Genomic DNA, 24,167 nt, shown 5'->3' with positions numbered 1-24,167 from the left:
TTGGACTTCGACAACGGCACCGAATTCCTCAATAAGGCGGTCATCAAGTGGGCCGCGGACATGGAGATCTTCTTCACCCGCTCACGACCCTACAAGAAGAACGACCAGGCCACCATCGAGTCCAAAAACAACCACCTCGTGCGTCGCTACGGGTTCTACTACCGCTACGACACCGACGAAGAACGCGCCGTGCTCAACCGGCTGTGGCACCTGGTCAACGACCGGCTCAACTACCTGACCCCCACCATCAAACCCATCAGCTACGGCTGCAGCCGCGACGGTCACCGCCGCCGGCTCTACGACAAGCCCCAGACCCCCCTGGACCGGCTGCTGGCCGCCGGAGTCCTCTCAGCGGCCCAACAAACAGAGCTGCTCACCTACCGCAACAGCCTCAACCCCGCCGCGATCGCCCACCAGATCGCCGACCTGCAAGCCGCCCTGCTCAGACTCGCCAAAGACAAGACCGAACAGCTCTACCCCGCCGCCATACCCGCCGCTCTACCCGCCCTCAAAGCCGGCATCCGCATCAAAAGCAAGACCACCACCTGACCCCGATTTCGCGGGCATTCCTTACCTGATGCATGAACCAGGTTTCGCGGGCATCTTGACTTGATGCATCACGGGCGGTCACGTCTACGCGGTCGGACTGCTGTACCGACATCCGCCCGCCGACACGTTTGATGCTGTCCTCTGCGGCACCCGGAATATTCATCGCCGCGGCCAGTGTAGGTGGATCACCAATCGCCAGAATCGAATACGGCGGTGAGAGGTTCTTGTTGTCGATTGTCAACGCACCGGGAGCACCAACGACCCAGGTATCCACACCGACCCGAACCGACTGCTGAGCGTCACTGACTTGGATCGCCTCGGCTCCGGCGGCACGCAATTCGTTGATCACATCGAGCATCGCTTCCGGCGCCACCCCCGGCCCCGGATCGTCGATTCGCACCGTGACCCCGGGCCCGGTGGCGCCCACCGCACCGACCAGGATGGACAACGCGGCCAGCCTGGCCTGAGCGCTCTCGATCGCGGTCTGGTCGTTGTTACCGGAAGCCTCCAGCGCGTTGAGAGTGTTCTGCAGGTCGGTCACTTCGGCATTGAGCGTTCCCTCGCGTTGCCGCAGCGAGTCCAGCAACACCAATAGGTCCGCGGGCCGGGCCGTTTCCAGCGAGTCGCCGGACTCGGTCTGGCGCACCTGGGTCACGATGGCCACCCCCAAAACCAGGCACAACAGGATCGCCAGCGCCCCAAACAACAACCGGGAACGGCCGCGGCGCGCGCCGGTGGAATCTTGAGTCTCGCGCGGTCCACGGTCGGGCCGGGAACGGTCGGCAGGCATCTCGTGACGACCGTGCTTGGCGGTTGCGTGACTTTTCGGGTTCGTCTTGGAGTGACCGTGTTGGGTTGCCGTGCCACGGTTTTCGTCACGGCTTTCTTCGCCGCCGGCGGCGCAACGATCCTGACTCACAGTGACCTCATCTCCGTATCTCCGTCATGCTCCGAACAGCCGGCGCCGCAGCGCCGCCGCGTTGCCGAAGATGCGAATTCCCAGCACGACGATGATCGCGGTGGACAACTGCGTCCCAACGCCCAATTGATGGCCCACATAGACGATCAGGGCGGCTACCAAGACGTTGAACACGAACGACACCACGAAGACCTTTGGGTCGAAGATTCGCTCGAGATAGGCGCGAAGTCCGCCGAACACCGCGTCGAGCGCGGCCACCACCGCGATCGGCAGATACGGCTGGATGGCCTCGGGCACGCTGGGGTGGAAAACCAGGCCCAGCACGATGCCCACGGCAAGTGCCTCAATTCCGATCATGCTGGCTGATTTCCCGTCGGCTTCTCTCCCCCCGCAAACCACTAATACCAGAGCTTCTCTCACTAGGGCCCAATCTGCCTGGCGAACTTGACATCTCGAATGGATCCGGCGGGCAGTGCCAGACCGTCGCCGACGTTGACGCTAACGCCGACACCGTAGGAGATCTCCAGCAGCTTAAGACGGCGCATGCCGGGACTTCGGTCGAAGGCGTCTCGCATCGCGTGAGGCGGTCCGACAGCGAGGATGGTGTACGGGCTACTGGTGGGATTGTTGTCGACCAGAATCGCTCCACCGGCCTGGCGGATGGTGACATTCGGTCCGATCCGGACACCGTCGACCGAGACAGCCTCGGCCCCACTTGCCCACAGCGAGTTGAGCACGAGCTGCAGATCGCGGTCCAAGATGATTTGCTGGCTGCCGCTGACGCGCTGCTTGGATGCGTCGGAAAGATTGGGCCCGACACCGGGGTCGGTCACCGTCACCGTCAAGCCAGGGCCGATGACCGGTGTGCTGGCAGCCGCCAGATTGAGGGCGTCGAGCTGGGTCAGCAGCCGTTGTCCTTCGACGTCGTCGGCCAAGGCCAGCCGCTGCACGTCGTCGACCTTCGCCGAGAGTGCGCTGCGCCGCTGGGCCAGTTCGGCGGCAGCGGCCTGAGTGGAACGCACACTGGTCACCAGCAGCTGCTGTGCCGCGTGCACGCCGGGGGCAACCAGGCGCGCTTGCGCGACCGCGGCAGCGAAAACCGCGGCGACCAACGTGGCCGCCAGGGCCTGCCACAGCCAGCCGAAAGCGCGGGCTCGAACAGTTCGCTGGGCGCCGGAACTCTCGCGTTTGGCGGCTGCCGCGGCGTAACCGGGATCGAGGTGGTCGGACAGCAGGGCACGAAGCAGCGACGGCACCGGGTTCCGTTTAGGCCGCGCGGCGTGGGCACTGTAGCCGGCGTTGGGGTCATAGCCACCGAGCAGCCGGCCCGCCTCAGCCATCCTCGCCCGCATTTCGGCCGACCGGCTGGAAAGTCCGGTGCTTGATCTTGGGAATCCGGCGCACCACCATCGTCATCTGCACGATGTAGAGCACAAATGCCCAGAGGTATGCATACAGACCCCAGATCAGAAACGCCCAGCCGCATGCCTTGAGCGCTCGGCTCCACAACGCATCCCACTGGCCCAGCAACAGCACCGGAAACCCGGCCATCAAAGCAAACGTGGCGGCCTTGCCGACGTAGGTGACCGGCAGCGCCGACACCCCCCGGCTCCACAGCGCCGGCAGAGTCAGGGCCAGCGCCGCGTCGCGGGCCAGCAGTGCCGCGATGAACCACCACGGCACGATCCCGCTCAGCCCCAGCACGATGGGCACCGTGATCATATAGAGCCGATCAACGGCGGGGTCCAGCAGCACGCCCAGCCGGGACGACTGGTTGAGGAGCCGGGCGATCTTGCCGTCGGCCCAATCCGAGGCCCCGCTGAACATCAGAATCGCCACCGCCCAGCCATGGGCGGGCGCGATCAGCATTACGTAGACGAACACTGGGATCAGGGCCAGGCGGATGGCGCTCAGCAAGTTCGGTACCGTCAGCACCCGATTCTGTGCGAGCACTGGCTTCATGAGCGGTGACCTTAGCTGGGTGACGAGGGAGCCCGCATCACGGGCGCCGAACGCCCGAACGGGAACCTGGCCCCACGGTAGGGCACGAACATGAATCCGGCTGCACGGTTGCGGCCCCGGCTCACCGGAAGACGCCGGGCAGGCTCAGCGTAGAGAGAGTGTCGTCGGACAGTGGGTTGTCGTTGACCATGTAGGTCCATGTCGACGTGGGCCTGGCCAATTTGGACAGATCCAGCCCGGGCTCGTCTTCGAGAACGTTGGCGGTTTCGAAGGTCTGCTGTGCCGCCTCGATCGCGTCCGCGGCCAGCGAGGCAAACGCGTCCACCGCCATCCGGTGAAACTCGTCAAGCGGATTCTGCCGGCCGAGCGCCCGCAGGTGAATGCTTTCCCGGATGTCGGCCAGGTATGCCAGGTGATCTGCCCAGCCCCGGTCGAGGTGATAGAGCATGATCATCCGACAGATCTTCTCGAGGCGGTCCTCGGACACTGTCTCGGATAGCTCCTGGTACCGCTTGGGCGCCAAGTCCGCGAGTTCCTCACGTGCGGTTGCGGTGCGCAGCAACGTGTTGCGCCGGTCGACGATGATGGTGCGCTGCTGGGCGATCAGTTGGTTGTAGCGCCAGGTGTTTGCGTGCACGTCGAGCATGCGGCCCTCCGCAACTCGCTGGGCGTGGTCGAGCAGCCCGGCCGCTTTGGCGCTGACGATCTGGCCGTCTTCGTCGGTTTCCATCGGAAGCTTGTTGCCGTCCAGGTTGGCCGCGACAACGTCGTCTTCCCAGCTCGAGAAGAACACCGATGATCCGGGATCGCCCTGGCGCCCGGCGCGGCCGCGCAGCTGGTTGTCCAGCCGTTGGGTGTGGTGGCGGCCGGTGCCCACCACGTGCAGCCCGCCCAGTTCGGCGACCTGGTCGTGGTCGGCTTCATCGGATCCGCCCAACCGGATATCGGTGCCACGCCCGGCCACCTGGGTCGAGACGGTGACCCTGCTCAGGGTGCCGGCCTCGGCGATGACCGCAGCCTCTTCGGCATCGTTTTTGGCGTTGAGCACCACCGCGGGAATGTCGCGGCGCAACAGCCGCTCGTGCAGATCTTCGGACTCGGCAACGTCGCGGGTGCCGACCAGGACCGGCTGTCCCGTGTCATGTACCTCGGCGATGTGTTCAACGATCGCGTCGTTCTTGGCCGCCGCGGTGATGTACACCCGGTCGGATTCGTCCTCACGAATGTTGGGGGTGTTCGGCGGTGTCGGCGACACGCCCAACTTGTAGAACTGGCGCAGCTGCTCACCGGCCGCCAACGCGGTTCCGGTCATGCCGCACACGGTCACGTACCGATTGATCAGTGCCTGCACCGTGATGGTGTCGAGCACCTCTCCGGTCTCGGTGGTTTCGATACCTTCCTTCGCCTCCACCGCCGCCTGCAGCCCGTCGGGCCAGCGCTGCAGTTGTGCGATGCGACCGCGCGACGCGTTGATCAGGTGAACCGCGTCGTCTCGCACGATGTAGTGCACGTCGCGCTGCAGCAGCACATGGGCGTGCAGGGCCACATTGACTTCGGTCAGCGTGGTCCCGACATGCTCTTCGGAGTACAGATCGATGCCGCCCAGCGCCTTTTCGACCTTGCGCGCTCCGGCCTCGGTCAGGTGGACGTTGCGGCTGTCGGCGTCGGTGGCGAAGTACTCGTCGGCGTCCTTGTCTTTGACGAGTTGGCCCACCAGCTTGATGATCTCCAGCCGCGGTGTCTCGCGGTGAGTCGTCCCGGCCAGCACCAGCGGGACCAGTGCCTCGTCGACCAGCACCGAGTCGGCCTCGTCAATGAGCGCAACATCCGGATTGGGTGAGACCAGGTCGGCGACATCGGTGACCAACTGGTCGCGCAACACATCGAAGCCGATCTCGTTGACCGAGGCATATGTCACGTCGCATTCGTATGCGGCTCTGCGGTCTGCTCCGGTTGATTCGGCGGTGATCCAGCCGACCGTCAGGTCCATCGCTTCCAGCAGTGGCGCCATCCACTCCGCGTCGCGGCGGGCCAGGTAGTCGTTGATGGTCACGACGTGGACATGGCGACCGCCCAACGCGTAGCCAGCGGCCGCGATCGCGCCGGCCAAAGTCTTGCCCTCACCGGTAGCCATCTCGATCACGTCGCCGGCGAGCATGCGCAGGGCGCCAAGCAACTGCACGTCGAACGGTCGCAGCCCGGTCGCCCGCTCGCCCGCTTCCCGCGCGATCGCGAGGAACTGGGGAATGTCGGCGGAGTCGGCGAGGTCTTCCAGATTGAGCAGCCCGGCCGCCTTGCGCAGCTTTTCGTCGTTGAGGTCGGCGGCTTCTTTGTCGAAGTCAGCTGAAGCGGTCACCTGGGCGAGCGACCGGTTTTGATTCTTTTCCGTTGTGGCGCCGAGCAACCGCCAGAATCGGCTGCTCAGGCGGCCCGACTGGGCGCGCGTGGTCTTGGACACAGCCCAACGGTACGCGACGCCCAAACCGCGGCGAGCGTGCGTGTTAGTGCGCGACACGCCGGGCGCCGCTGTACAACTGCGCACGCTCGCTGCCCGCGACGCGCGGCGAGCCGCCTAGGTCCTGTCTGCTAATTGCGGACGCGGTGGTAGGTGATGATGGCGGCCAGGGTGACACCGCCGAGGTAGGTCAGGGCGTATTTGTCGTAGCAGGTGGCGACCGCGCGCCAGTGTTTGAGCCGGTTGAAGCTTCGCTCGACGGTGTTGCGGTGCTTGTAGATTCGGCCTGAGAACCCCGGAGGCCGTCCTCTGTTGCGGCCTTTGGCTTTGCGGCGGGTGATCTGGTCGCTGCGCTCGGGGATGGTATGGGCGATCTTGAGCCGGCGCAGCTGTGCCCGCGTCGAGTCATGGGAGTACGCCTTGTCCGCCAGCAGGCGAAACGGGGCGTATGAGTTGCTGCACCGGGCGGCCAGCAGTGGCCAAAGCATCGGATTATCACCGGCTTGACCGGCCGACAGTGCCAGGGTGACCGGACTGCACAGCTGGTCGGTCAAGGCGTGGATCTTGGTAGTCAGCCCGCCGCGGGAACGCCCAATGGCGTGGTCATCGGGCTCATCGAGATATTTCTTGTAATTCGACAGATCCCCTGTGCGGCGCCCGGGCGCGCTCCGGCTGCGTGTTGGTGGGCGCGCACACTGGTCGAATCGACCGACAACAGTGCGCCCAGGTCGGCGTCCTCGGCGTCGAGGTCAGAGGCGATCGCCGCGAAGATCCGCGCGTAGATGCCATCGACCGACCAGCGTAGATGCCTCTCGGCCACCGATTGCCAGGGACCGAAGTGCTCGGGCAGGTCACACCACGGAGATCCCGTACGGTAACGCCAGATAATGCCCTCCAGAGTACGTCGATGATCGTTCCACGGCCGGCCACGCCGCCGCCCCGCAGGCAACACCGCCACGATCAGCGACCACAAATCATCAGAAATCGCATGCGTCCGCATCACCCAAACAGCATCAGCCAAAACACCATTCACATTAAGCAGACACGCCCTAGGCCAGGTTTGATCGGCGCGGGTAGGCGACGCTCGGGTCGGTGAGAACGTTGACGACGGCCGGAAGCCCGCTGGCGAAGGCGCGTTCCAGCGCGGGACGAAGTTCAGCGGGCGCGGCCACCAGCTCTCCGTGGCCGCCTAGGGCGCGTACCACTTCGTCGTAGCGGGTTCCCGGGCGCAGCTCGGCCACCACCGAATAGCCATAGAGCGCTTCCATCGGGTGCTTCTCCAGACCCCAGATGCCGTTGTTGCCGACCACCGACACGACCGGCACGTTGTGGCGGACCAACGTGTCCCATTCCATTCCGCTGAACCCGAATGCGCCATCGCCTTGCAGCAGCACCACCTGACGCTCCGGCCGGGCCAGCTTGGCGGCCAGGGCGTAGCCGGGCCCCGATCCCAGGCAGCCGAACGGGCCGCTGTCGAGCCAGCAGCCCGGCTGGTAGCTGTCGATGACACGCCCGGCATAGGACCCGAAATCGCCCGCGTCGATGACCACGATCGCATCGCGATCCAGCAGCGGCGCCAATTCCGCGTACACCCGCATGGGGTGCAGCGGGATCCGAGCTTCAGCGAGTTCGGTCTTCTCCCGTTCGCGTGCCTCGGTCTCGGTGTCGCGCAGTTCGCGGATCCAGCTCTGATGGTCGCCAGCATCAGGTCCGGTCAGCGCCGCCAGGATCTGACTCAAGTCCCCGTAGAGGCCGGCGGCAATGGGTCGTGGATGCTGGCGTTCGGGCTCGGCGCGGTCCACCACGATGAGCTGGGTCTGCGGCCCGAAGACTCCGCCGAAGCCCAGACGAAAGTCCATCGGCACGCCGACAATCAGCGCGACGTCGGCCTCGCCCAGCGCTTTTGATCGGGCCCGCGAAAAGGCAAGTGGATGGTCGGCGGGCACGACGCCACGCGCCATCCCGTTCATCAGCACCGGAATCTGCCGTTCTTCGGCAAGGCGCAGCAGCGCGCGCTCCCCGTGGCCCCACCAGACATTCGTTCCGGCCATGATGACCGGGCGCTGGGCCCGCGAGAGCAACTCGGCGGCCCGATCGATTTCCCGGCCGTTCGGGGCCGGGTGTTGTGCGGCTGCCGGTTGCTCGGTCAGAACGCCCGGCCGACCGTCATCTTCTGCCATGGAAAACACGTGGTCCATCGGGAAATCGACGAAGGCGACCCCGGAGTGGGAGCCCACCGCGGCCCGCAGCGCTTGGTCGACCAGGAGACCGGCATCCTCGGCGGACTGGGCGGTGGCGGCAAAGCGGGTCAACGGCGCCACAAACGGCACGTGGTCGATTTCCTGCAGCGAGCCCATCCCCCATCGCCCTGCCGGTGCCCGGCCCCCCAGGACCACCAGTGGCGACTGGTTCTGTTGGGCGGCGGCCATTGCGCTCATGCCATTGGTGACCCCGGGGCCGGCCGTCAGCGCCGCCACGCCCGGCACCCTGGTGACCTTCGACCAGCCTTCGGCGGCGAACGCCGCGGTCTGTTCGTGGCGGGTATCGACCAACCGGACGCCCTCGTCGCGGCAGCCGTCATAGAGCGAAAACAGATGGCCGCCCGATAGGGTGAACACGGTGTCGACACCGCTGGCGCGCAGCCTGCGGGCGACAAGCCGGCCGGCATGAACGGTTTGGACTGGGGCGGCGGCGGTGCTCATGTCCGTCATATTTGGGAAGCCTAGCCACCTCCTTCGGGTACCTTCGCCGAAGGATTTGTATTGAGCAATCACCTCAACACCTCGACCGTGAGGAGTACCGATCTTGGGCCCGAAGCCGTTTACGCCCTCCATCGACTGGTCCAGCGCATTCGTAGATTCGGTGTTTTGGGTGGCTAAAGCGTGGGCGATCAGCGCCGTCTGCGTGATCGCCGCGTTGGCCCTCTTCGAGTTCTTCACGCCGTGGGGCCGGCAGTTCTGGCGAATCACCTCCGAGTACTTCATCGGCCCCAAAAGCATTCGCGTGTGGTTGATGCTCGGTGTGCTGTTGTTTTCGGTAGTGCTGGCGGTGCGACTGAATGTGCTGTTCAGCTACCAGGGCAATGACATGTACACCGCATTGCAGAAGGCCTTCCAGGGCACCGCCGCCAGTGACGAAGCGGTGAAACGCTCAGGCGTACGAGGATTCTGGATGTCCATCGGGGTCTTCAGCGTCATGGCAGTAATACACGTGGCCCGCGTCATGGCCGACATATACCTGACCCAGCGCTTCATCATCGCGTGGCGGGTGTGGCTCACCGACCATCTCACCAAGGACTGGCTCAAAGGTCGGGCTTACTACCGGGATCTGTTCATCGACGAAACGATCGACAACCCCGACCAGCGTATTCAGCAAGACATTGACGTCTTCACCGCGGGCGCCGGGGGAACACCTAATCAGCCGTCCAATGGGACCGCCAGCACGCTGCTGTTCGGGGCCGTGCAGTCGATCATCTCGGTGATTTCCTTTACCGCGATTCTGTGGAACCTGTCCGGCACGCTGAATATCTTCGGCTTGTCATTCCCGCGGGCGATGTTCTGGACCGTGCTGATTTACGTCTTGGTGGCAACGATCATCTCGTTCGTCATCGGGCGGCCGCTGATCTGGCTCAGCTTCCGTAACGAAAAGCTCAATGCCGCTTTCCGTTACGCGCTGGTGCGATTGCGGGATGCGGCCGAGGCCGTGGGCTTCTACCGCGGCGAGCGGGTGGAAGGCGCACAGTTGGAGCGCCGCTTTCTACCGGTCATCCGCAACTATCGCCGATATGTCCGCCGCAGCATCGCGTTCAACGGCTGGAACTTGTCCGTGAGCCAGACCATCGTGCCGTTGCCCTGGGTGATCCAGGCGCCGCGATTGTTTGCCGGGCAGATCGACTTCGGCGACGTCGGCCAGACGGCCACGGCCTTCGGCAACATTCACGACTCGCTGTCGTTCTTCCGTAACAACTATGACGCATTTGCCTCTTTCCGGGCGGCGATCATCCGTCTGCACGGCTTGGTCGATGCCAACGAGATGGGGCGCGCACTGCCTGCGGTATTGACCAAGCCAAGCAGCGACGAGTCCGTCGAACTCACCGATGTTGAGGTTCGCACCCCCGCTGGAGATCGATTGATCGACCCGTTGGATGTCCGGCTCGACCGCGGCGACTCACTGGTGATCACCGGCCGGTCGGGCTCTGGCAAAACGACGTTGCTGCGCAGCCTGGCCGAGCTGTGGCCGTTCGCCTCGGGAACTCTGAGCCGCCCAGACGGTGCCAACGACACGATGTTCTTGTCGCAGCTGCCCTATGTGCCGTTGGGCTCGCTGCGAGTCGTGGTGTGCTACCCGAATTCCCCTTACGACATCCCGGACGAGGCGGTGCGCGACACGCTGACCAAGGTCGCCCTGGCTCCGCTGTGCGACCGCCTCGACGAAGAACGCGACTGGGCGAAAGTCCTCTCTCCCGGTGAGCAACAGCGGGTGGCGTTTGCCCGGATTCTGCTGACCAAACCCAAAGCCGTCTTCCTTGACGAAAGCACGTCGGCGCTGGACACCGGTCTCGAGTTCGCGCTCTACGAGTTACTGCGCAACGAGCTACCGGACTGCATTGTGGTCAGCGTCAGCCATCGACCCGCCCTGGAGCGACTGCATAACCAGCAGCTCGAACTGCTCGGCGGCGGCCCTTGGCGGCTGGGTCCGGTGAACCAGGAGCCGGCACCGGCCTAACGACGCCCCGCTCCCGGCGGAAGCGGCAGCCTTTTCGCCAGAGCCGACGAGCGGTCCCGTTCATCAGAGCTATTGCATGGCGAATTCATGGCCCGCCACCCACCTCGGCGTCAATTGCGGATACCAGCCAGCAATAAATCTACGGCTCACCATCCGGTGAATTAATCGACATCTTCGGGATGCTAATTCAACCGGTCAGGAATTGTTTATCTTCTCGTCATCGCCCACCATGGCAGGCCGCCGCGATACTACTGGAACCCACTCTCCCGCAGTCTGACTGGACCACCCGCGGCTGGGCACATGGCGCACCGACACTGACCTGGGCGATATTCCGAGTGTGATGAATATTCGGGCATCAACTTGCTTCGATCGATCCGCCTATTGCGCTATCTCGCTGAAAGTCATTCGTGTCTCAACAATTCATCGAACCCGGAATTAAAATGGTTTCTAATTAGGACATTTTTGGCATGCCGTCGCGTAATGTCCCGACCCAACCTCGTTAGCGGCAGGTTTTTCTGGCCGATCCAGCGAGATTCGTTGGTATTTGGTTCTGGGAGGAGAACGTGATGGCGTTTGTGCTGGCGGTGCCGGACATGGTGGCGGAGGCTGCGGCCGATCTGGCTGGTGTCGGGTCGGTGATCGATGCCGCGAATACGGCCGCGGCCGGGTCGACGACGGGGATCGTGGCTGCCGCTGAGGATGAGGTTTCGGCGGCGATCGCGGCGTTGTTTTCCGGCCACGGTCAGGCGTATCAACAGATCAGCGCTCGAGTCGCGGAGTTTCACGCCCAGTTCGAGCGGGTCTTGGCCGCCGGTGCGCAAGCCTATTCCGGCGCCGAAGCGGCCAACGCATCGTTCCTGCAAGACCCGCTGCAAACTGCGCTCAACGCCATCAACACACCAGTGCAGGACTTGACCGGGCGGCCGTTGGTTGGCAACGGCGCCAACGGTGTGCCCGGGACCGGCGCAAACGGGGCGGCCGGCGGCTGGTTACTCGGCAACGGTGGTGCGGGCGGCTCGGGTGCGGCCGGCCAGGCCGGCGGCGACGGCGGGGCGGCCGGGCTGATTGGCGCTGGGGGCGCTGGCGGAGCCGGCGGAAACTCGCCGTTAGGCAATACCGCAAACGGCGGGAACGGCGGCACCGGCGGGGCCGGTGGGCTGTTGTTCGGCCCCGGCGGGGTGGGCGGAGCCGGTGGGGCGAGCTTCCTGACCGGTGGAACCGGTGGTGACGGTGGGGCCGGCGGCCTATTCGGGGCCGGCGGACTCGGCGGGGTCGGCGGGTCCGGCAACGGTGGGGCCGGCGGAGATGGTGGCAACGGCGGAAGGGCCGGCCTGTTTGGCGGCGCGGGTGGTGCCGGCGGCATGGGCGCAACCGTCGGTCACTCGGGTGGTGACGGCGGCGCCGGCGGTGACGAGGGCCTACTTTTCGGCACCGGGGGCGCCGGTGGGGCAGGCGGTCACGCCTTTGACGGTGACGGGGGCGCCGGAGGGGCCGGGGACAACGCGGGGCTGATGTTCTCCAGCGGCGGGTCCGGCGGGGTCGGTGGTGCTGGCTCGATCGACGGCGGAGCGGGCGGCGCCGGCGGGGACGCGGGCTGGCTGGTCGGCGGCGGGGCCGGCGGCGCCGGTGGCTTCGGCACGATCAGCGATGGAGGCGCCGGCGGCCGGGGCGGCGTCGGTGGACAGCTATTGGGTAACGGCGGAGCAGGCGGTGCCGGCGGGCAGGGCGGCAACGATGGTAGCGCCGGTGGCCTCGGGGGCAATGGCGTCCTGATCGGCAATGGCGGCAACGGCGGAGTCGGCGGAGTAGGAGAAACGCCGGGTGGTGATGGCGGCGGCGGAATCAGCGGGCTACTGCTGGGCGCAGACGGATTCAACGCCCCGGCGAGTAGTTCCCCCGTGCACGCCCTGCAACAGCAGGCGCTGGCTGCAATCAACGCACCCGTGCAGGAGCTGACCGGGCGCCCGCTGATCGGCAACGGCCTGCCCGGTTCCGCGGGTAGCGGGGCGGCTGGCGCGCCGGGCGGTTGGCTGCTCGGCGACGGCGGAGCTGGGGGTCTGCCGCTGCGACCCCGGGAGCCGCCGGCGGTGCCGACGGTGCGGCCGGGCTGGTGGGTGCCGGCGGTGCGGGCGGTGCCGGCGCGAATACGGGGATCAGCAACCCCGGATTCGGCGGGGCCGGGGGTGCCGGCGGGGCGGGCGGGAATGCCGGCCTGCTGGGCGGCCCGGGCGGATCGGGCGGCAGCGGCGGCGACGGGATTGCGAAACTGGGACTCAACGCCGACGGAGGCGCGGGCGGTGCCGGCGGCAACGGCGGGTTCTTGTTCGGCAGCGGCGGGACCGGCGGGTTCGGCGGGGTGGGCGGAGTCGGCACCAGCACGGGTATTGGTGGTGCCGGCGGACGCGGCGGCAATGCCGGTTTGCTGTTCTCCGACGCCGGGTTCGGCGGCTTCGGCGGCACCGGCGGCGGAACCGGCGGCACCGGTGGGAATGCCGGGTGGCTCGGGTCGGGCGGGTCCGGTGGCGCCGGCGGCGGTTCCAACGGCGATGGTGGCGCCGGCGGAACCGGTGGCTCCGGCGGACAAATAGTCGGTGATGGCGGCGCGGGCGGCGCCGGCGGGCAGGGCGACCTTCTTGAGGCCGGCGGCAGCGGCGGAGACGGCGGCCAGGGGGGCGACGCCGTGTTGATCGGCACCGGCGGCAACGGCGGCAACGGCGCTTCCGGAGTGCTCGCGGGTATCGGCGGTGACGCGGGCAGCCGTGGATTGCTGCTCGGCGAAGACGGCATCAACGGCGAAGCCGCCCCTCCGATGACGCACATCGTGTTGCTCGGCGGGGATTTCCCGGCGGCGGCTAGCTAGCGGTGCCGGACGGCCGCGGCGATCGACACGACGTGCCGTGATAACTCAGGGGGCCACGCGGGCGCCCGCGTGCGCCGCGGCATGGGCTCCGGCACGGCACCCGAAGAATGATCCCTCCCCCAGCTGCGTACCGCTCGCGTAGCCCTTGCTATCCTGGTCGATGTTGGAGGCGCACGCGCCGGCCGCATATAGGCCCGCCACCACCGACCCGTCGCTTCGCAGCACCTCGCCGTCGACCGATGTGGCCAGTCCACCGAGGGTGAAGCCGGCATACATCGCCTTGCCCAGCGACATGTCGAATGCTCCCCATGGCCCCTTGTCCTGGGGTGCAAGGAATTCCGGCTGTTTGTGAAAGTCGGGATCCTCGCCGCGCGCGGCACAGGTGTTGTAGCGATCCAGCGTCGCAACCAAATTGCCGTCCGGAATGCCAAGTGCGGCTTCCATTTCGGCGACGCTCTCCCACCCGTCGATCAACGGAACCAGCGGCATCTTGGGATGCTGCAGGTGTGCCTCGTCGACGATCAGATAGGCCGCGCTGTCGGGTTGATCCATGATGAACCCCGCCGTGCGGGAATGATATGAGTCCTCGGCGACGAAACGCCGTCCGAGCTTGTTGACGATGACGCCGGTCAGCAGGATCGATGGCGGGTACGGCGGAGCGGTAACGAAGATCTGATCCATGTGTTCGGTGGCGCCGCCGGCCGACACTCCCATCCGAATGCCCAGCCCGTCGTCGTAGGTGTTGCCGAGCACGAACGGCTTCTCGGCCAGTTTCGGGGTGTACTTGGCGACCATCTCGGGGTTCATCACAAATCCCCCGGCAGCAATAATCACCGACTTCGCCTTGATCGCGCCGGTTTCGGTGAACCGCTTCCACATCACTCCGGCTACCCGGGCCGCCGTTCCCGAGCCGTCCACGATGAGTTCGGTGGCGCCCGTCTCGTAGCGGATCTGCACCCCCAGGCTCGCGGCTCGTTTGAGCAGCAGGTCGATCACCATCGACGCGACGCCGGTGTCACCCGGAACCGGCACCTTGTGGCCGCGTGGCGCCGGCACCGCCTTTTCGAAGAAGGGCCAAACCTTCTCATTGCCGGTGAACATCAATCCCTCGGTGTTGGGCTGGATCACTGCCTTCCCGGGAAAGTAACTACGCTCGAACTGAAAGCCGAGGTCTTCGAGCCAGTTGAAGTGCTCGACGCTACCGTCGCAGTAAGCGCGAATCTTGGCGTGATCGGGCTGGCGCGACACCGCAGCCAAGTACTTGTATATCTCATCGGGTGTGTCCGAGTGACCGGTCGCCTGCTGGACCGCCGTTCCGCCGCCCAGATAGAAATGCCCTCCGGCCAGCGATGTGGTTCCGCCCGCCGCGGCTGCACGTTCGAGCACCAGCACCCGGGCGCCGGCGGTGGCCGCCGCGACTGCTGCGCATCCCCCGGCGATACCGAAGCCGATTACCACCACATCGACGTCATCCGTCCATGAGGTCACCGTGTCTGAGCTAACCGTCGCTGGTATCTCGGTGTTCAACGCTGCTCCCGTTTGATGTAGTCATAAAAAGCCTTGATTTCCGGCGAGAAGTACGCAATTTCCACAAACGGCACCCCCGCCTGTGGTGCCGCGACGTAGGCGAACTGAATTCCCCCCGGCATCGAGCCGCGCTGGACCACGCTGGCGCCGTGGTCAGCGGCCTCGGCCAGTGCGATCTCAAGCTGCTCGGGGCCCTCGACCTCCAGACAGATGTGATGCAGGCCCGGCCCGCAATCGCGCAGAAAGTCACTATAGATATTCTCTCCGCAGACCGGAGAGATCAGCTCCAGCTGCATGTCGCCGAGATAGCTCAGGGAGATACTCGCGACAAAGTCGGCGGGCTTGCCTCGATAGCTGCAGCTGTCCGGAGCAAAGTGCACATCGGGTATCCGCACCCACTTGCAAGCGCCCAATAAGCCTGTGAGCGCTGCTTCTGTAGCATCCAGATCCGGGGTGACCCACGCAATCTGTGTCGGCGACCGGACAGAAAGGTTCATCGTCTCGCAGGATAGCTCAGCCCGCTGAGCCCAGAAAGAGCGCAGAGGAACTTTGCCATCGTCACTAGTGGCGGTAACGCCGGGCCCAGGTGAACACGTTCTAATTCGGCGAGCGGCGCGGGTAGGTGGTCGGTCGGACGCAGCGGTGTCAGCGACTCTGGGATTCCGGCCGAATCGCGACCGCGGGCGTTTTAGCCGGCAAACGGCACTCCGAGATCCTGGCGCATCTCGTCAGAGGTGCGCTGCCAGGAGACCGCGGCGGGAAAATCGCCCCAGATGCTGTTGAAGATCCCCACCAGCTGCCCTGGCCCTGCGCCGGCAAGGTAGACGGGTCCGCCGGAGTCACCCCGCTGACTTTCGACGCCACCGGTCATGGTGAACCACCCATTGTTGACGCTCTCGACGGTCCCGCACGTTTCCCCGGTGGTGATGCCGAAATGGCAGACCGCTTGGCCAGGCTGCAGCGCGAGACCCGGGTTTGAGGTCAAGGGGCGTCCCCCCGGCATGATGTTGCTGATCCGCACCCCATCAACCAGCATGATCGCTTCGTAGTCTTCGATCGTCTGATCGGTGGCCACCGTGGTACCGCTGGGTGTGTTGTCGCGGAAGGCCCGCAGCTGCCCGATGATGGCGTTGCCCCGGTCGGTGACCGGTCCGTCGCCTCGGCAGTGCCCCGCGGTAAAGGCCATGTGCATCGCGGGATCGACCCAGGCCAGGGTGCAGACGTGGTTGTCCTGGTGGATCTCCATGCCGGGGAACACCAGCGGCGGTTCGGCACGTGCGGCCGGCGCCCACGCGAACGCGAGGGCCGCGGTCGTGGCTGATACGGCGAAAGCACGCAATGCCAGGCGGCGAACCATGGAATCTACCCTTCGGGGCCGGCGCAATGCCGACCACAGTTAGACGTTACGGCGTATCTCGACTTGACGAATAATTTTTCGTCAACGGCCCCCCGGCCGTTACATCGGCTAAGTAGGACGCTAGCCAGACGTGGTCACGGCGGCTGCATCCTCGGCCCGAGGTGTTGCCGTCGTCGACGGTTGCCACCCCGGCGGCCCAAACGCGTAGCCTAGCCGGTCACGCAGCCTTGTCGCCGATCGCCAATCGCGAGCAATCGCCACATACTCACGCGTCTGCAGCTTCCAGATGTTGAACGTGTCGACCGGTTTGGTCAGTCCGTAGTGCGGCCGAGCGGTCTCCGCCTGGAAGCTGCGGAACAGCCGGTCCCAGATGATCAGGATGCCCCCGTAGTTCTTGTCCAGGTACATCTGGTCCATCCCATGGTGCACCCGGTGATGCGACGGAGTGTTGAAAATGAACTCGAACCAGCGTGGCAGCTTGTTGATTCGCTCGGTGTGCACCCAGAACTGGTAGATCAAGCTCACCGAAAACCCGAAGAACACCATCCAGGGCGGTAACCCCAACAGCGGCAACGGAACCCACATGAGCACCTCGCCGCTGTTGTTCCATTTCTGCCGCAACGCGGTGGCAAAGTTGAAATATTCGCTGGAGTGATGTGCCTGGTGAGTGGCCCAGATCAACCGGACTCGGTGAGCGATGCGGTGATAGGTATAATACAGCAGGTCGACGCCCACGATCGCAATGACCCAGGTGTACCAGCGCCCCGGCGAAAGATGCCACGGGGCGACATCGGTGTAGATGGCCGCGTAACCCAGCAAGGCCAGCGTCTTCCAGAAAGCGATGGTGACCAGTGATACCAGGCCCATCGAGATGCTCGCGACGGAATCGCGGGTGTGGTAGGAGCCCGATACCGGCCGCGGTGTTTCGGTGGCGCCTGCCTCGAGTTTTTCCAGCTTGCGAGCGGCCTCCCATTCGACCGTCAACAGGAACAGAAAAAATGGGATGGCGAACAACACCGGATCGCGCATTTCGCCGGGCAAGACGGCGAGGAAGCCGGGTAGAGCACTCACGTTAGACAGACTACTGATATCCGGTTTGCCGTCCCAGGGCCAAAAGGCCCGGAAATCGTGGAGGTAGCGCCATGGACCGCCCGCCGCGCAAGCCCAGCATGCCCTACCGGCTGTTACGCGCCTCCGGTCGGCGCTACCGACTGTTTCCCGTTGCCAAGCTGGACCGCTGGGCCGCCCACCCACGGTCTATGAGGTCAGCCCGCGACTGTCCGGGGACACGGGATTGAACCTCACCTGCTATGCCTGCACGGCGGCGGGTACGTGCTGGATCTGTTGCCGCATTTCCACTGGCCCGCGATTGCAAGACTCGCCAACCCCCTGCGCCGCACCATGACGGTGCCGATCTACCCCATCGCCCCCGAACACACCTACCGCGAGGTGTTCCCGTTCCTCTTGCGGCTCTATCGCCGGATTTTGCAGACCCGCAACCCGAATTATGTTGCTTTCACAGGTGATTCGGCCGGGGGCGGGATCGCGTTCGCGCTGTGCCATGCGCTGCGCGACGCGGGACTGCGGTACGCGGGCGGAGATCCGCTGGGCGCTCCCCTGCTGAGCCCGAGCGTCGCCCCGGCTGACGATATTCACTGGGACTCATGACGTGCTCAATCCCGATGCGCGCGCGTTGCGGGAGCGCGCCGCTGACGAAGGGCTCGGCATCGGATGGTATGAACGCGACAGAGGTTTACAAGTGTGGCTGCTGATGCCGGGCCGCGATGCGGCCGCGGCGCTAGCCCGGATGAGCGAGGGGCTGAGCGGTTGAGCCGGGTACTGGTGATTGGTTCTGGTTTCGCGGGACTGTGGGCGGCCCTGGGCGCCGCGCGGCGAGTCGAGGAGCTCGCCGTACCGCCCGGGTCCGTCGACATTACGGTGTTGAGTACCAAACCGTTTCACGATATCCAGGTTCGCAACTACGAAACCGATCTGAGTACCTGCCGGATCCCGCTCGCCGACCTCCTCGATCCAGCCGGGGTCTCACATATTCCCGCGGTGGTGGTCGGGATCGACGCCGCGGCACGCCGAGTGCGCACCGCCGACGGCCAGACGTACGAATACGACCGCTTGGTGCTCGCCTCGGGCAGTCAGGTGGCCAAGCCCGACCTTCCTGGCCTGCAGGAGTTCGGATTCGATGTCGACACCTACGAGGGTGCCGTCCGGCTGCAATGTCACCTGCAACAACTTGCCGATGGGCCGCCAGCGGCCGCCGCGGCCACGGTCGTGGTGGTGGGAGCCGGGTTGACCGGCATCGAAACCGCTTGCGAGCTGCCCGCTCGGCTCGCAAAGCTGTTCGCCCACAGTGCCGTCGTCCCCCGAGTGGTACTGGTGGACCACAACCCCGTGGTCGGCTCGGATATGGGTGCCTCAGCACGGCCGGTGATCGAGGAAGCGTTGTCCGAGGTCCGTGTTGAGACCAGGACCGCGGTCGGTGTTACCGCGGTCACCGAGGCTGGCGTGGCGCTGTCATCGGGTGAGCTGCTCGAGGCGGCCACCGTGGTGTGGTGCGCCGGCATGCGCGCAAATTCGCTGGCCGAACAATTGCCGGTACACCGTGATCGGCTGGGGCGTGTCGAGGTGGACGACTACCTGCGGGTGGTTGGGGTTCCCGAGATATTCGCTGCGGGCGATGTGGCCGCCGCCCAGATGGACGACGACCACGTGTCGGTGATGTCGTGTCAGCACGGGTGGCCGATGGGACGGTATGCGGGCTACAACGTGATCAGCGACCTGTTCGGCGAGCCGCTGCTGGCCCTGCGGATTCCTTGGTACGTAACGGTTCTCGATCTGGGACCGGCCGGCGCTGTCTACACCGAGGGGTGGGACCGGATGGTGGTGTCGCGTGGCGCGAAGGCCAAGGCCACTAAGCAGACCATCAACACTGAGCGGATCTACCCGCCGCTGACCCGAGATCGCGCGGATCTGTTGGCAGCCGCCGCTCCGGACCTGCAGGACCGGCCGTAGGTCAGTCCGGCTCGGTGCCGGGCAGCACGGGATTGGACTGCTCACCTGCGTACCAATGCACTGCGTAGATGCCTGGCTGCAGGGACAGCTCGGCCACCAGCCGCTCTAGCTTGGCGGGCGTGTGACCGTCCAACAGGATGTGGGCGGTCAACGCGATGTTGTCGTCGTTGGCCTGGCGAGTGTGAATGCCACGCAGAATGATGTCGTTTCTGGCGATGTGTTGGACGATCTGGGCGCGCGCGTACTTCGCCGTCTTGGGGCGGCAGAGAACCTGTAGGCGATAGGGCTGCAGGCCTTCATCCTCCTCGACCCCGTTGTCGTGGTCGATCAGTCGGCCCAGTGGGCGTCCCAGCAAGTGAACGCTGACGATGGTGCCGGTAGCGATCAGCGCAAAGATCAAGTGTCCGGAGGCCGCCAGCACACCCACCGCTGCCGAGCACCACAGGGTGGCGGCGGTGTTGAGGCCGCGGACGTTGGATCCCTCCCGCAGGATTACTCCACCGCCGAGAAACCCGATACCGGACACGACGTAGGACGCGACCCTGGTGGGGCTGCTGTCCTCGGTCGCGACCGCGTACAAGACGAATAGAGTGGCTCCGGTTGCCACCAGGGCATTGGTGCGCAACCCGGCCATGCGCGCGCGCCATTGCCGCTCGATGCCGATGAGGGCGCCACAGCCGAGTCCGACCGCCAGTCGAAGTGTGAACTCAGCAACGCTCAGGTTCTGCACTGGCGTCGCACTCCCTTCCTGACCGGCACGATGGCGACGGCAGCTAAGCACGCCTGGGTTAACGACAGGTGGAGTCAAGGCGAACCGGCCGCATCGTGGTGGTACTCAGCGACGGCCTACCGGCGGCTCAGGGGCGATCCATTCGGTGCGATTTGGGCAATGTCGTTTCGGCCGCATGGTTGAGCCGAAAGCCGCGGCCTGCTAGATCAGGCGTGGCTGAGGTGATGCGGACAGTAGTAGGTCGCCGCCAGCACAGCGAACTGCGATGCCGCCTCCATATTGAATCCGGGATTGTGGGTCTTCACATCATGAACCAGTTCCAGGCCGGACTCGCCGCGGTCCAGACACCAGCACACCGCCTTGGCCGATCCGATGGCTTGGTCCGGGTTGGAATAAGTGATACCGGCATTTTGCAGTGCGGCAAGAAAGCCGACACCCCCCCCGCCTTCGTCAGGGTGTGCGTGCGCGGGCGCGGCCAGCCAAATCATGGCAGACAGCCCGAGGAGAGCAAATAGCGCTTTCATTGTTAGCCATTCTCCGATCCCACAGCAGTTGCCTATTTCCAATTATTCCAGCTCGAGCTGGGGCATAGCTGTTAAATGTGTGTGGTCTAGCCACTGCCGCAGCGGAATGCGGCACTGGCATCGATGATGCCCACCGTTGCGAGTCGAAATTCCCCGAATGCTGTTCCAATCTTCTTGGCGCGCAGGTTATTTGGCGCTCTAGTGACGCGATTGTGGCAGCGCAGCGCGGGTAAGACGCTTCGAGATCCCGGCATCGGGGCCCATCATCGGGTAGCTCCAACATTGAACTGCACTTCCCCTCTAGCCTGGCTGCGCATCGGTGGGAACGACTTTCGCTTTGTCGCCTTTGGACAGGTGCACAGCATGGATACCGGGTTTCTTCGCCAGCTGCTCCAAGAGGCTGTCAAGACCTTCCTGATCGACAGTATGGTGCTGGACACTTTCGGGCTTCTCCGATATTTACGCGACCAGACGTTTCAAATTTTCCGGTGAAGTGGCGTCTTTGAGGTCTTTGAGCGGAGTGAGGCGACTGCGGACGCCGGCGCGTTTGTACGCGTCCGGGGCCCCGGCACCAAAGGCACTTCCGAGCATGCCCGCCACTGCCATGGAGCTGAGCAGCCCTCCCTCGCCGAGTGCCGCTGCCGGGACGGCCTCGGGTCCGGCGGCCGCCAGCGCGGCGGCTACGGTCCTGATGGTCGGCGTGGCCGCGGCCCAGCTCGGTGGAACCGTCAATTTTCCGATCAGGGTGCCGCGCCCCCAGTGCGGCGTCATCGCCTCCGGCTGTATCGCGCTGAACAGCGTGCCCTGGTTCCAGTGCGGAGCCAGCCCGAGGCCGCCTCCCAACGCGTCCTTGGGAAGCGGGCCGAGCCCGGGGTGCGGGGCGAACTTGAGGAACTGCGAGGCGGGGAAGTTGATCAGCAGGCCGATGTCGTTAAACCCGGTGGTGAAGTTCAGCGGAGTCTTGATGGCGTTGTACAGCGTTAAATAGGTCGTCGCGCCGGATGGCCCGAAAAGGCCGTTCAGCAGCGCGGTGACCGCTGCGGTATAGCCGGTGCTGAGGTCGGCACCCAACTGCAGTAACCAGGAGATGGGGCCAGTTGCCAGCAGGTCCTGCACGGTGGCGGCCGGGGAGGCAGCGGCAGCTTGGCCCACCACTGCGGCTTGACTGGCCAACCCGGCAGCATTGACGACTTGCGGTGGTTCGGCAAATGGCGTGACTTCGCTGGCGGCCGCCGACGAGCTGGCGTAGCCGTCCATCGCGGTGGCGTCTTGTGCCCACATTTCAGCGTATTGCGACTCGGCCGCGGCGATGGCCGCCGTGTTCTGGCCGAACAGGTTGGTGGCCACCAGCATTGCCAATTGCGCGCGATTGGCCGCGATCTCGACCGGCGGCACGTGTGCGGCAAACGCGGTCTCGTAGGCGGTCGCCGCGGCGGTGGCCTGTGTCGCCGCCTGCGCGGCTTGTGCGGCTGTGGCGCCCATCCACGTCACGTAGGGTGCAACCGCGGCCGCCATCGCCAGCGAGGACGGACCTATCCATGGCCCGCTGGTCAGGCTTGCGATCACCGAGGAAAACGCGGCGGCCTTGGACTGCAATTCCGCGGCAACCGCGTCCCAGGCTGCCGCGGCGGCCAGCAACGGCCCCGATCCAGGACCGGTGTACATCCGGCCCGAGTTGATCTCCGGCGGAAACGCTGCATAGAACATGCGGTACCCCTTACCTGGACTTCTGTGCCTGGATCGCCCGGGCCGGGCTGCTGTAGGAGTTCTCGTGATTCATGGCAGTCGGCGTCCTATTCGTCGAGCGCCGGGATCACGATGATGGTGGCGGCGGCTGGGTCGGCCTCGGCAACAACCCCGCCGAGCGAGTTCGCCACGGCACCCCCACTGGACGAACCAAACGTGCTGGCCCCCATGGCGCGTCCGGCGAGGCTGGACAACGCCATCTGGCCGAAGACCCCCGCCTCGCCCGGTAGCCCAGCGGTCGGCGCGGCCGCCAGGTTGGTGGATAGCACTGATGAGACCAGTCGCATCGCGGGTGCGGCCTGAGTCCAGCCTTGCGGCACCGACATGCTGCCCACCAGGGCGGCGCGCCCCATCGTGCCCGATACCGAGTTCGATACCGACGCCGAAGTCAATCCGACGCCGCCGGGACAGATCTCCAGAACCAGCGGCGCCAGCGTCCCGGTGATCGCTTTCGGACTGTAGAAGGCGTTGAGCCCCTGAGCGTTTTGCACGTAGGCGTAGACCTGCCCGAAAGACAGGAACGGGCCACCCGGTATCGAACTGATCCCCTGCAGTGAGAATGGCCCGGTCAGGGTTGCCATGATGGTATTCCAGTTCGCCAGGTTGGTGGCGAGCCATGGAGGCAGGGACACCTCGGGCAGGATGGACGCCGCGGTCGGTGCGGCGCTCGTTGTCGCGAGGGTTTGCAGCGCATTCGGTACCGAGGTGATCAGTCCGGCCAGCTGGGACACTACGTCTGAGCTGGCGGCGGTGCTGCTGGCCTGGGCCACGGCGGCGGATTGAGCGGCCCCCGCCACCGGATTCGTGGTTTGCGGCGGCTCGGTAAATGGCGTCAGCGCCGAGGCCGCGGCCGCAGTGCCGGCATAGGCGTACATTGCCGCCGCGTCTTGGGCCCACATCTTCAGGTATTGGGCTTCGGCGGCCACGATAGCGGGAGTGTTTTGTCCGAAAATGTTGGTCGCGATCAGCGCCATCAGTAACGCGCGATTGGCCGCGATCACCGGCGGTGGCACCGTGGCCGCAAATGCCGTCTCATACGCGCCGGCGGCCAGCTTCGCCTGGGTGGCGGCCTGCTCGGCTTGAACGCCCGTGGTATTGATCCAGGTCACGTAGGGCGCGGCCGCTGCCGCCATCGTGATCGACGACGCACCGGTCCACGGTGCCACGGTCAAGCCTTGGACCGTTGAGCCATACGAAGCTGCCATGGATTGCAGCTCGGCGGCCAGCTCGTCCCACGCCGCGGCCGCAGCTATCAGCGGCGCCGCGCCTGGCCCCGCATACATCCGCCCCGAGTTGATCTCCGGCGGAAGCGCCCCAAAGTCAATCATCTGCTACCTCCGGTTCTTAGCTGAACGCCAGGGTAATCACGAAGCTGTAGTCCCGCACGATGCTGGCCTCGGCTCTTATCGAACTCATTAACCACCCCCTGAACTCTCCAATGATTGATCCACCGAGCCACAACAAAAACTATCTCATATCCCCGCGAAAAAAATCCCAAATCGTCCTTTGTCTAGCCACTATTCGTACCCCCATTGCTGCATATGACGTTGATCTTGGATGAGGCATATTTGCACCGCTTTCCCGCCGCGTGATCTCGATGTTAAAAATCGATCTCACCGCCCCAGCGGCGCTTGTGAAGCTTCTGCTCAGCGATGCACAGCAGCCACTATATATACACGTAGACACGATTATATCCCAACTCAAGGCAAACCACCGCCCAGGCGGAGCCGCGTTCACCATCAACGCAGAGGACAAACACGATCGATGGGCGATTATTGACGCACAA

20 protein-coding genes and 2 pseudogenes are annotated in these 24,167 nt (G+C 65.2%); 7 read left to right on the top strand and 15 right to left on the bottom strand.

Translation table 11 applies throughout. The features are described from left to right. A complete protein-coding gene (locus tag G6N41_RS18110) occupies positions 1-549 on the top strand; it encodes a hypothetical protein (protein ID WP_231608575.1) in 549 nt (182 codons plus the stop codon). On the opposite strand, the gene G6N41_RS18105 is transcribed toward G6N41_RS18110, so the two are convergent. The 7 genes and pseudogenes from G6N41_RS18105 to G6N41_RS18075 all read right to left on the bottom strand — a co-directional run bounded on the left by G6N41_RS18105 (position 527) and on the right by G6N41_RS18075 (position 8,587). Further along, complete coding sequence (locus G6N41_RS18105) at positions 527-1,468, bottom strand: DUF881 domain-containing protein (RefSeq protein WP_407663640.1); 942 nt, start codon at positions 1,466-1,468, stop codon at positions 527-529. The genes G6N41_RS18110 and G6N41_RS18105 overlap by 23 nt on opposite strands. A gap of 24 nt (positions 1,469-1,492) precedes the next feature. Continuing rightward, positions 1,493-1,825 carry a small basic family protein gene (locus G6N41_RS18100; protein WP_198965300.1) on the bottom strand — a complete coding sequence of 111 codons (333 nt, stop codon included), beginning with the start codon at positions 1,823-1,825 and terminating at the stop codon, positions 1,493-1,495. A 62-nt stretch (positions 1,826-1,887) separates the two neighbouring features. Next, a complete protein-coding gene (locus G6N41_RS18095; RefSeq protein WP_198965299.1) occupies positions 1,888-2,808 on the bottom strand; it encodes a DUF881 domain-containing protein in 921 nt (306 codons plus the stop codon). Beyond that, positions 2,801-3,430, bottom strand: coding sequence for a CDP-alcohol phosphatidyltransferase family protein (locus G6N41_RS18090; protein WP_198965298.1), 630 nt, complete (start codon positions 3,428-3,430; stop codon positions 2,801-2,803). The genes G6N41_RS18095 and G6N41_RS18090 overlap by 8 nt, the downstream gene beginning before the upstream one ends. A 121-nt stretch (positions 3,431-3,551) precedes the next feature. Continuing rightward, positions 3,552-5,888, bottom strand: a complete 2,337-nt coding sequence (gene secA2, locus G6N41_RS18085; RefSeq protein WP_198965297.1) for an accessory Sec system translocase SecA2 — start codon at positions 5,886-5,888, stop codon at positions 3,552-3,554. A gap of 128 nt (positions 5,889-6,016) precedes the next feature. Further along, a pseudogene (locus tag G6N41_RS18080) lies at positions 6,017-6,888 on the bottom strand (IS5 family transposase). 46 nt (positions 6,889-6,934) lie between these two features. Continuing rightward, the gene (locus G6N41_RS18075; protein WP_198967911.1) at positions 6,935-8,587 is read right to left on the bottom strand and encodes an acetolactate synthase; all 1,653 of its coding nucleotides are present in this window, start codon (positions 8,585-8,587) and stop codon (positions 6,935-6,937) included. A 103-nt stretch (positions 8,588-8,690) separates the two neighbouring features. On the opposite strand from G6N41_RS18075, the gene G6N41_RS18070 reads away from it, so the two are divergent. From G6N41_RS18070 to G6N41_RS30090, 3 genes are all read left to right on the top strand, one after another. Then, complete coding sequence (locus tag G6N41_RS18070; protein ID WP_198965296.1) at positions 8,691-10,610, top strand: ABC transporter ATP-binding protein/permease; 1,920 nt, start codon at positions 8,691-8,693, stop codon at positions 10,608-10,610. A 566-nt stretch (positions 10,611-11,176) separates the two neighbouring features. Further along, on the top strand, positions 11,177-13,198 hold the full coding sequence (locus G6N41_RS18065) for a PE family protein (protein WP_407663639.1): 2,022 nt from the start codon (positions 11,177-11,179) through the stop codon (positions 13,196-13,198). A 92-nt stretch (positions 13,199-13,290) separates the two neighbouring features. Further along, on the top strand, positions 13,291-13,470 hold the full coding sequence (locus G6N41_RS30090) for a hypothetical protein (protein WP_231609060.1): 180 nt from the start codon (positions 13,291-13,293) through the stop codon (positions 13,468-13,470). A gap of 45 nt (positions 13,471-13,515) precedes the next feature. On the opposite strand, the gene G6N41_RS18060 is transcribed toward G6N41_RS30090, so the two are convergent. From G6N41_RS18060 to G6N41_RS18045, 4 genes are all read right to left on the bottom strand, one after another. Next, positions 13,516-14,997, bottom strand: a complete 1,482-nt coding sequence (locus G6N41_RS18060) for an FAD-binding protein (RefSeq protein ID WP_198965295.1) — start codon at positions 14,995-14,997, stop codon at positions 13,516-13,518. Continuing rightward, positions 14,994-15,494, bottom strand: coding sequence for a VOC family protein (locus tag G6N41_RS18055; protein WP_198965294.1), 501 nt, complete (start codon positions 15,492-15,494; stop codon positions 14,994-14,996). Before G6N41_RS18055 ends, G6N41_RS18060 begins: the two co-directional genes overlap by 4 nt. A 191-nt stretch (positions 15,495-15,685) precedes the next feature. After that, positions 15,686-16,354, bottom strand: a complete 669-nt coding sequence (locus G6N41_RS18050; RefSeq protein ID WP_015355483.1) for an Rv1815 family serine proteinase — start codon at positions 16,352-16,354, stop codon at positions 15,686-15,688. 120 nt (positions 16,355-16,474) lie between these two features. Continuing rightward, positions 16,475-17,425, bottom strand: coding sequence for a sterol desaturase family protein (locus G6N41_RS18045; protein ID WP_198965293.1), 951 nt, complete (start codon positions 17,423-17,425; stop codon positions 16,475-16,477). 261 nt (positions 17,426-17,686) lie between these two features. Here G6N41_RS18045 and G6N41_RS28805 point away from each other — a divergent pair, with 261 nt between their 5' ends. From G6N41_RS28805 to G6N41_RS18035, 3 genes are read left to right on the top strand one after another with little or no spacing between them, the layout of a single operon-like run. Next, on the top strand, positions 17,687-18,022 hold the full coding sequence (locus G6N41_RS28805) for an alpha/beta hydrolase fold domain-containing protein (protein WP_231608574.1): 336 nt from the start codon (positions 17,687-17,689) through the stop codon (positions 18,020-18,022). A 1-nt stretch (position 18,023) separates the two neighbouring features. Beyond that, a complete protein-coding gene (locus G6N41_RS28800) occupies positions 18,024-18,185 on the top strand; it encodes a hypothetical protein (RefSeq protein ID WP_231608573.1) in 162 nt (53 codons plus the stop codon). After that, a complete protein-coding gene (locus G6N41_RS18035) occupies positions 18,182-19,381 on the top strand; it encodes an NAD(P)/FAD-dependent oxidoreductase (protein ID WP_198965292.1) in 1,200 nt (399 codons plus the stop codon). Before G6N41_RS28800 ends, G6N41_RS18035 begins: the two co-directional genes overlap by 4 nt. A gap of 1 nt (position 19,382) precedes the next feature. Here G6N41_RS18035 and G6N41_RS18030 read toward each other — a convergent pair whose 3' ends face one another. From G6N41_RS18030 to G6N41_RS18015, 4 genes and pseudogenes are all read right to left on the bottom strand, one after another. Next, positions 19,383-20,111, bottom strand: a complete 729-nt coding sequence (locus G6N41_RS18030) for an MgtC/SapB family protein (protein WP_198965291.1) — start codon at positions 20,109-20,111, stop codon at positions 19,383-19,385. Positions 20,112-20,317: 206 nt separating this feature from the next. After that, positions 20,318-20,635 carry a DUF732 domain-containing protein gene (locus G6N41_RS18025; protein WP_198965290.1) on the bottom strand — a complete coding sequence of 106 codons (318 nt, stop codon included), beginning with the start codon at positions 20,633-20,635 and terminating at the stop codon, positions 20,318-20,320. A 300-nt stretch (positions 20,636-20,935) separates the two neighbouring features. Next, positions 20,936-22,342: pseudogene (locus G6N41_RS18020) on the bottom strand (PPE family protein). Between the two features lie 86 nt (positions 22,343-22,428). Then, entirely contained in the window at positions 22,429-23,709 is a 1,281-nt protein-coding gene (locus G6N41_RS18015) for a PPE family protein (protein ID WP_198965289.1), read from the bottom strand. Positions 23,710-24,167: the final 458 nt, after the last annotated feature.

It is taken from the genome of Mycobacterium shottsii (assembly GCF_010728525.1).
GTDB lineage: Bacteria > Actinomycetota > Actinomycetes > Mycobacteriales > Mycobacteriaceae > Mycobacterium > Mycobacterium marinum.
This window is presented reverse-complemented; position numbering and strand designations above follow the sequence as displayed.

Coding starts and splice junctions, on each gene's coding strand:
- G6N41_RS18050 (WP_015355483.1), bottom strand. CDS start 16,354: ATGGTTCGCCGCCTGGCATTGCGTGCTTTCGCCGTATCAGCCACGACC.
- G6N41_RS18090 (WP_198965298.1), bottom strand. CDS start 3,430: ATGAAGCCAGTGCTCGCACAGAATCGGGTGCTGACGGTACCGAACTTG.
- G6N41_RS18015 (WP_198965289.1), bottom strand. CDS start 23,709: ATGATTGACTTTGGGGCGCTTCCGCCGGAGATCAACTCGGGGCGGATG.
- G6N41_RS18025 (WP_198965290.1), bottom strand. CDS start 20,635: ATGAAAGCGCTATTTGCTCTCCTCGGGCTGTCTGCCATGATTTGGCTG.
- G6N41_RS18075 (WP_198967911.1), bottom strand. CDS start 8,587: ATGAGCACCGCCGCCGCCCCAGTCCAAACCGTTCATGCCGGCCGGCTT.
- G6N41_RS18065 (WP_407663639.1), top strand. CDS start 11,177: ATGGCGTTTGTGCTGGCGGTGCCGGACATGGTGGCGGAGGCTGCGGCC.
- G6N41_RS18100 (WP_198965300.1), bottom strand. CDS start 1,825: ATGATCGGAATTGAGGCACTTGCCGTGGGCATCGTGCTGGGCCTGGTT.
- G6N41_RS18095 (WP_198965299.1), bottom strand. CDS start 2,808: ATGGCTGAGGCGGGCCGGCTGCTCGGTGGCTATGACCCCAACGCCGGC.
- G6N41_RS18055 (WP_198965294.1), bottom strand. CDS start 15,494: ATGAACCTTTCTGTCCGGTCGCCGACACAGATTGCGTGGGTCACCCCG.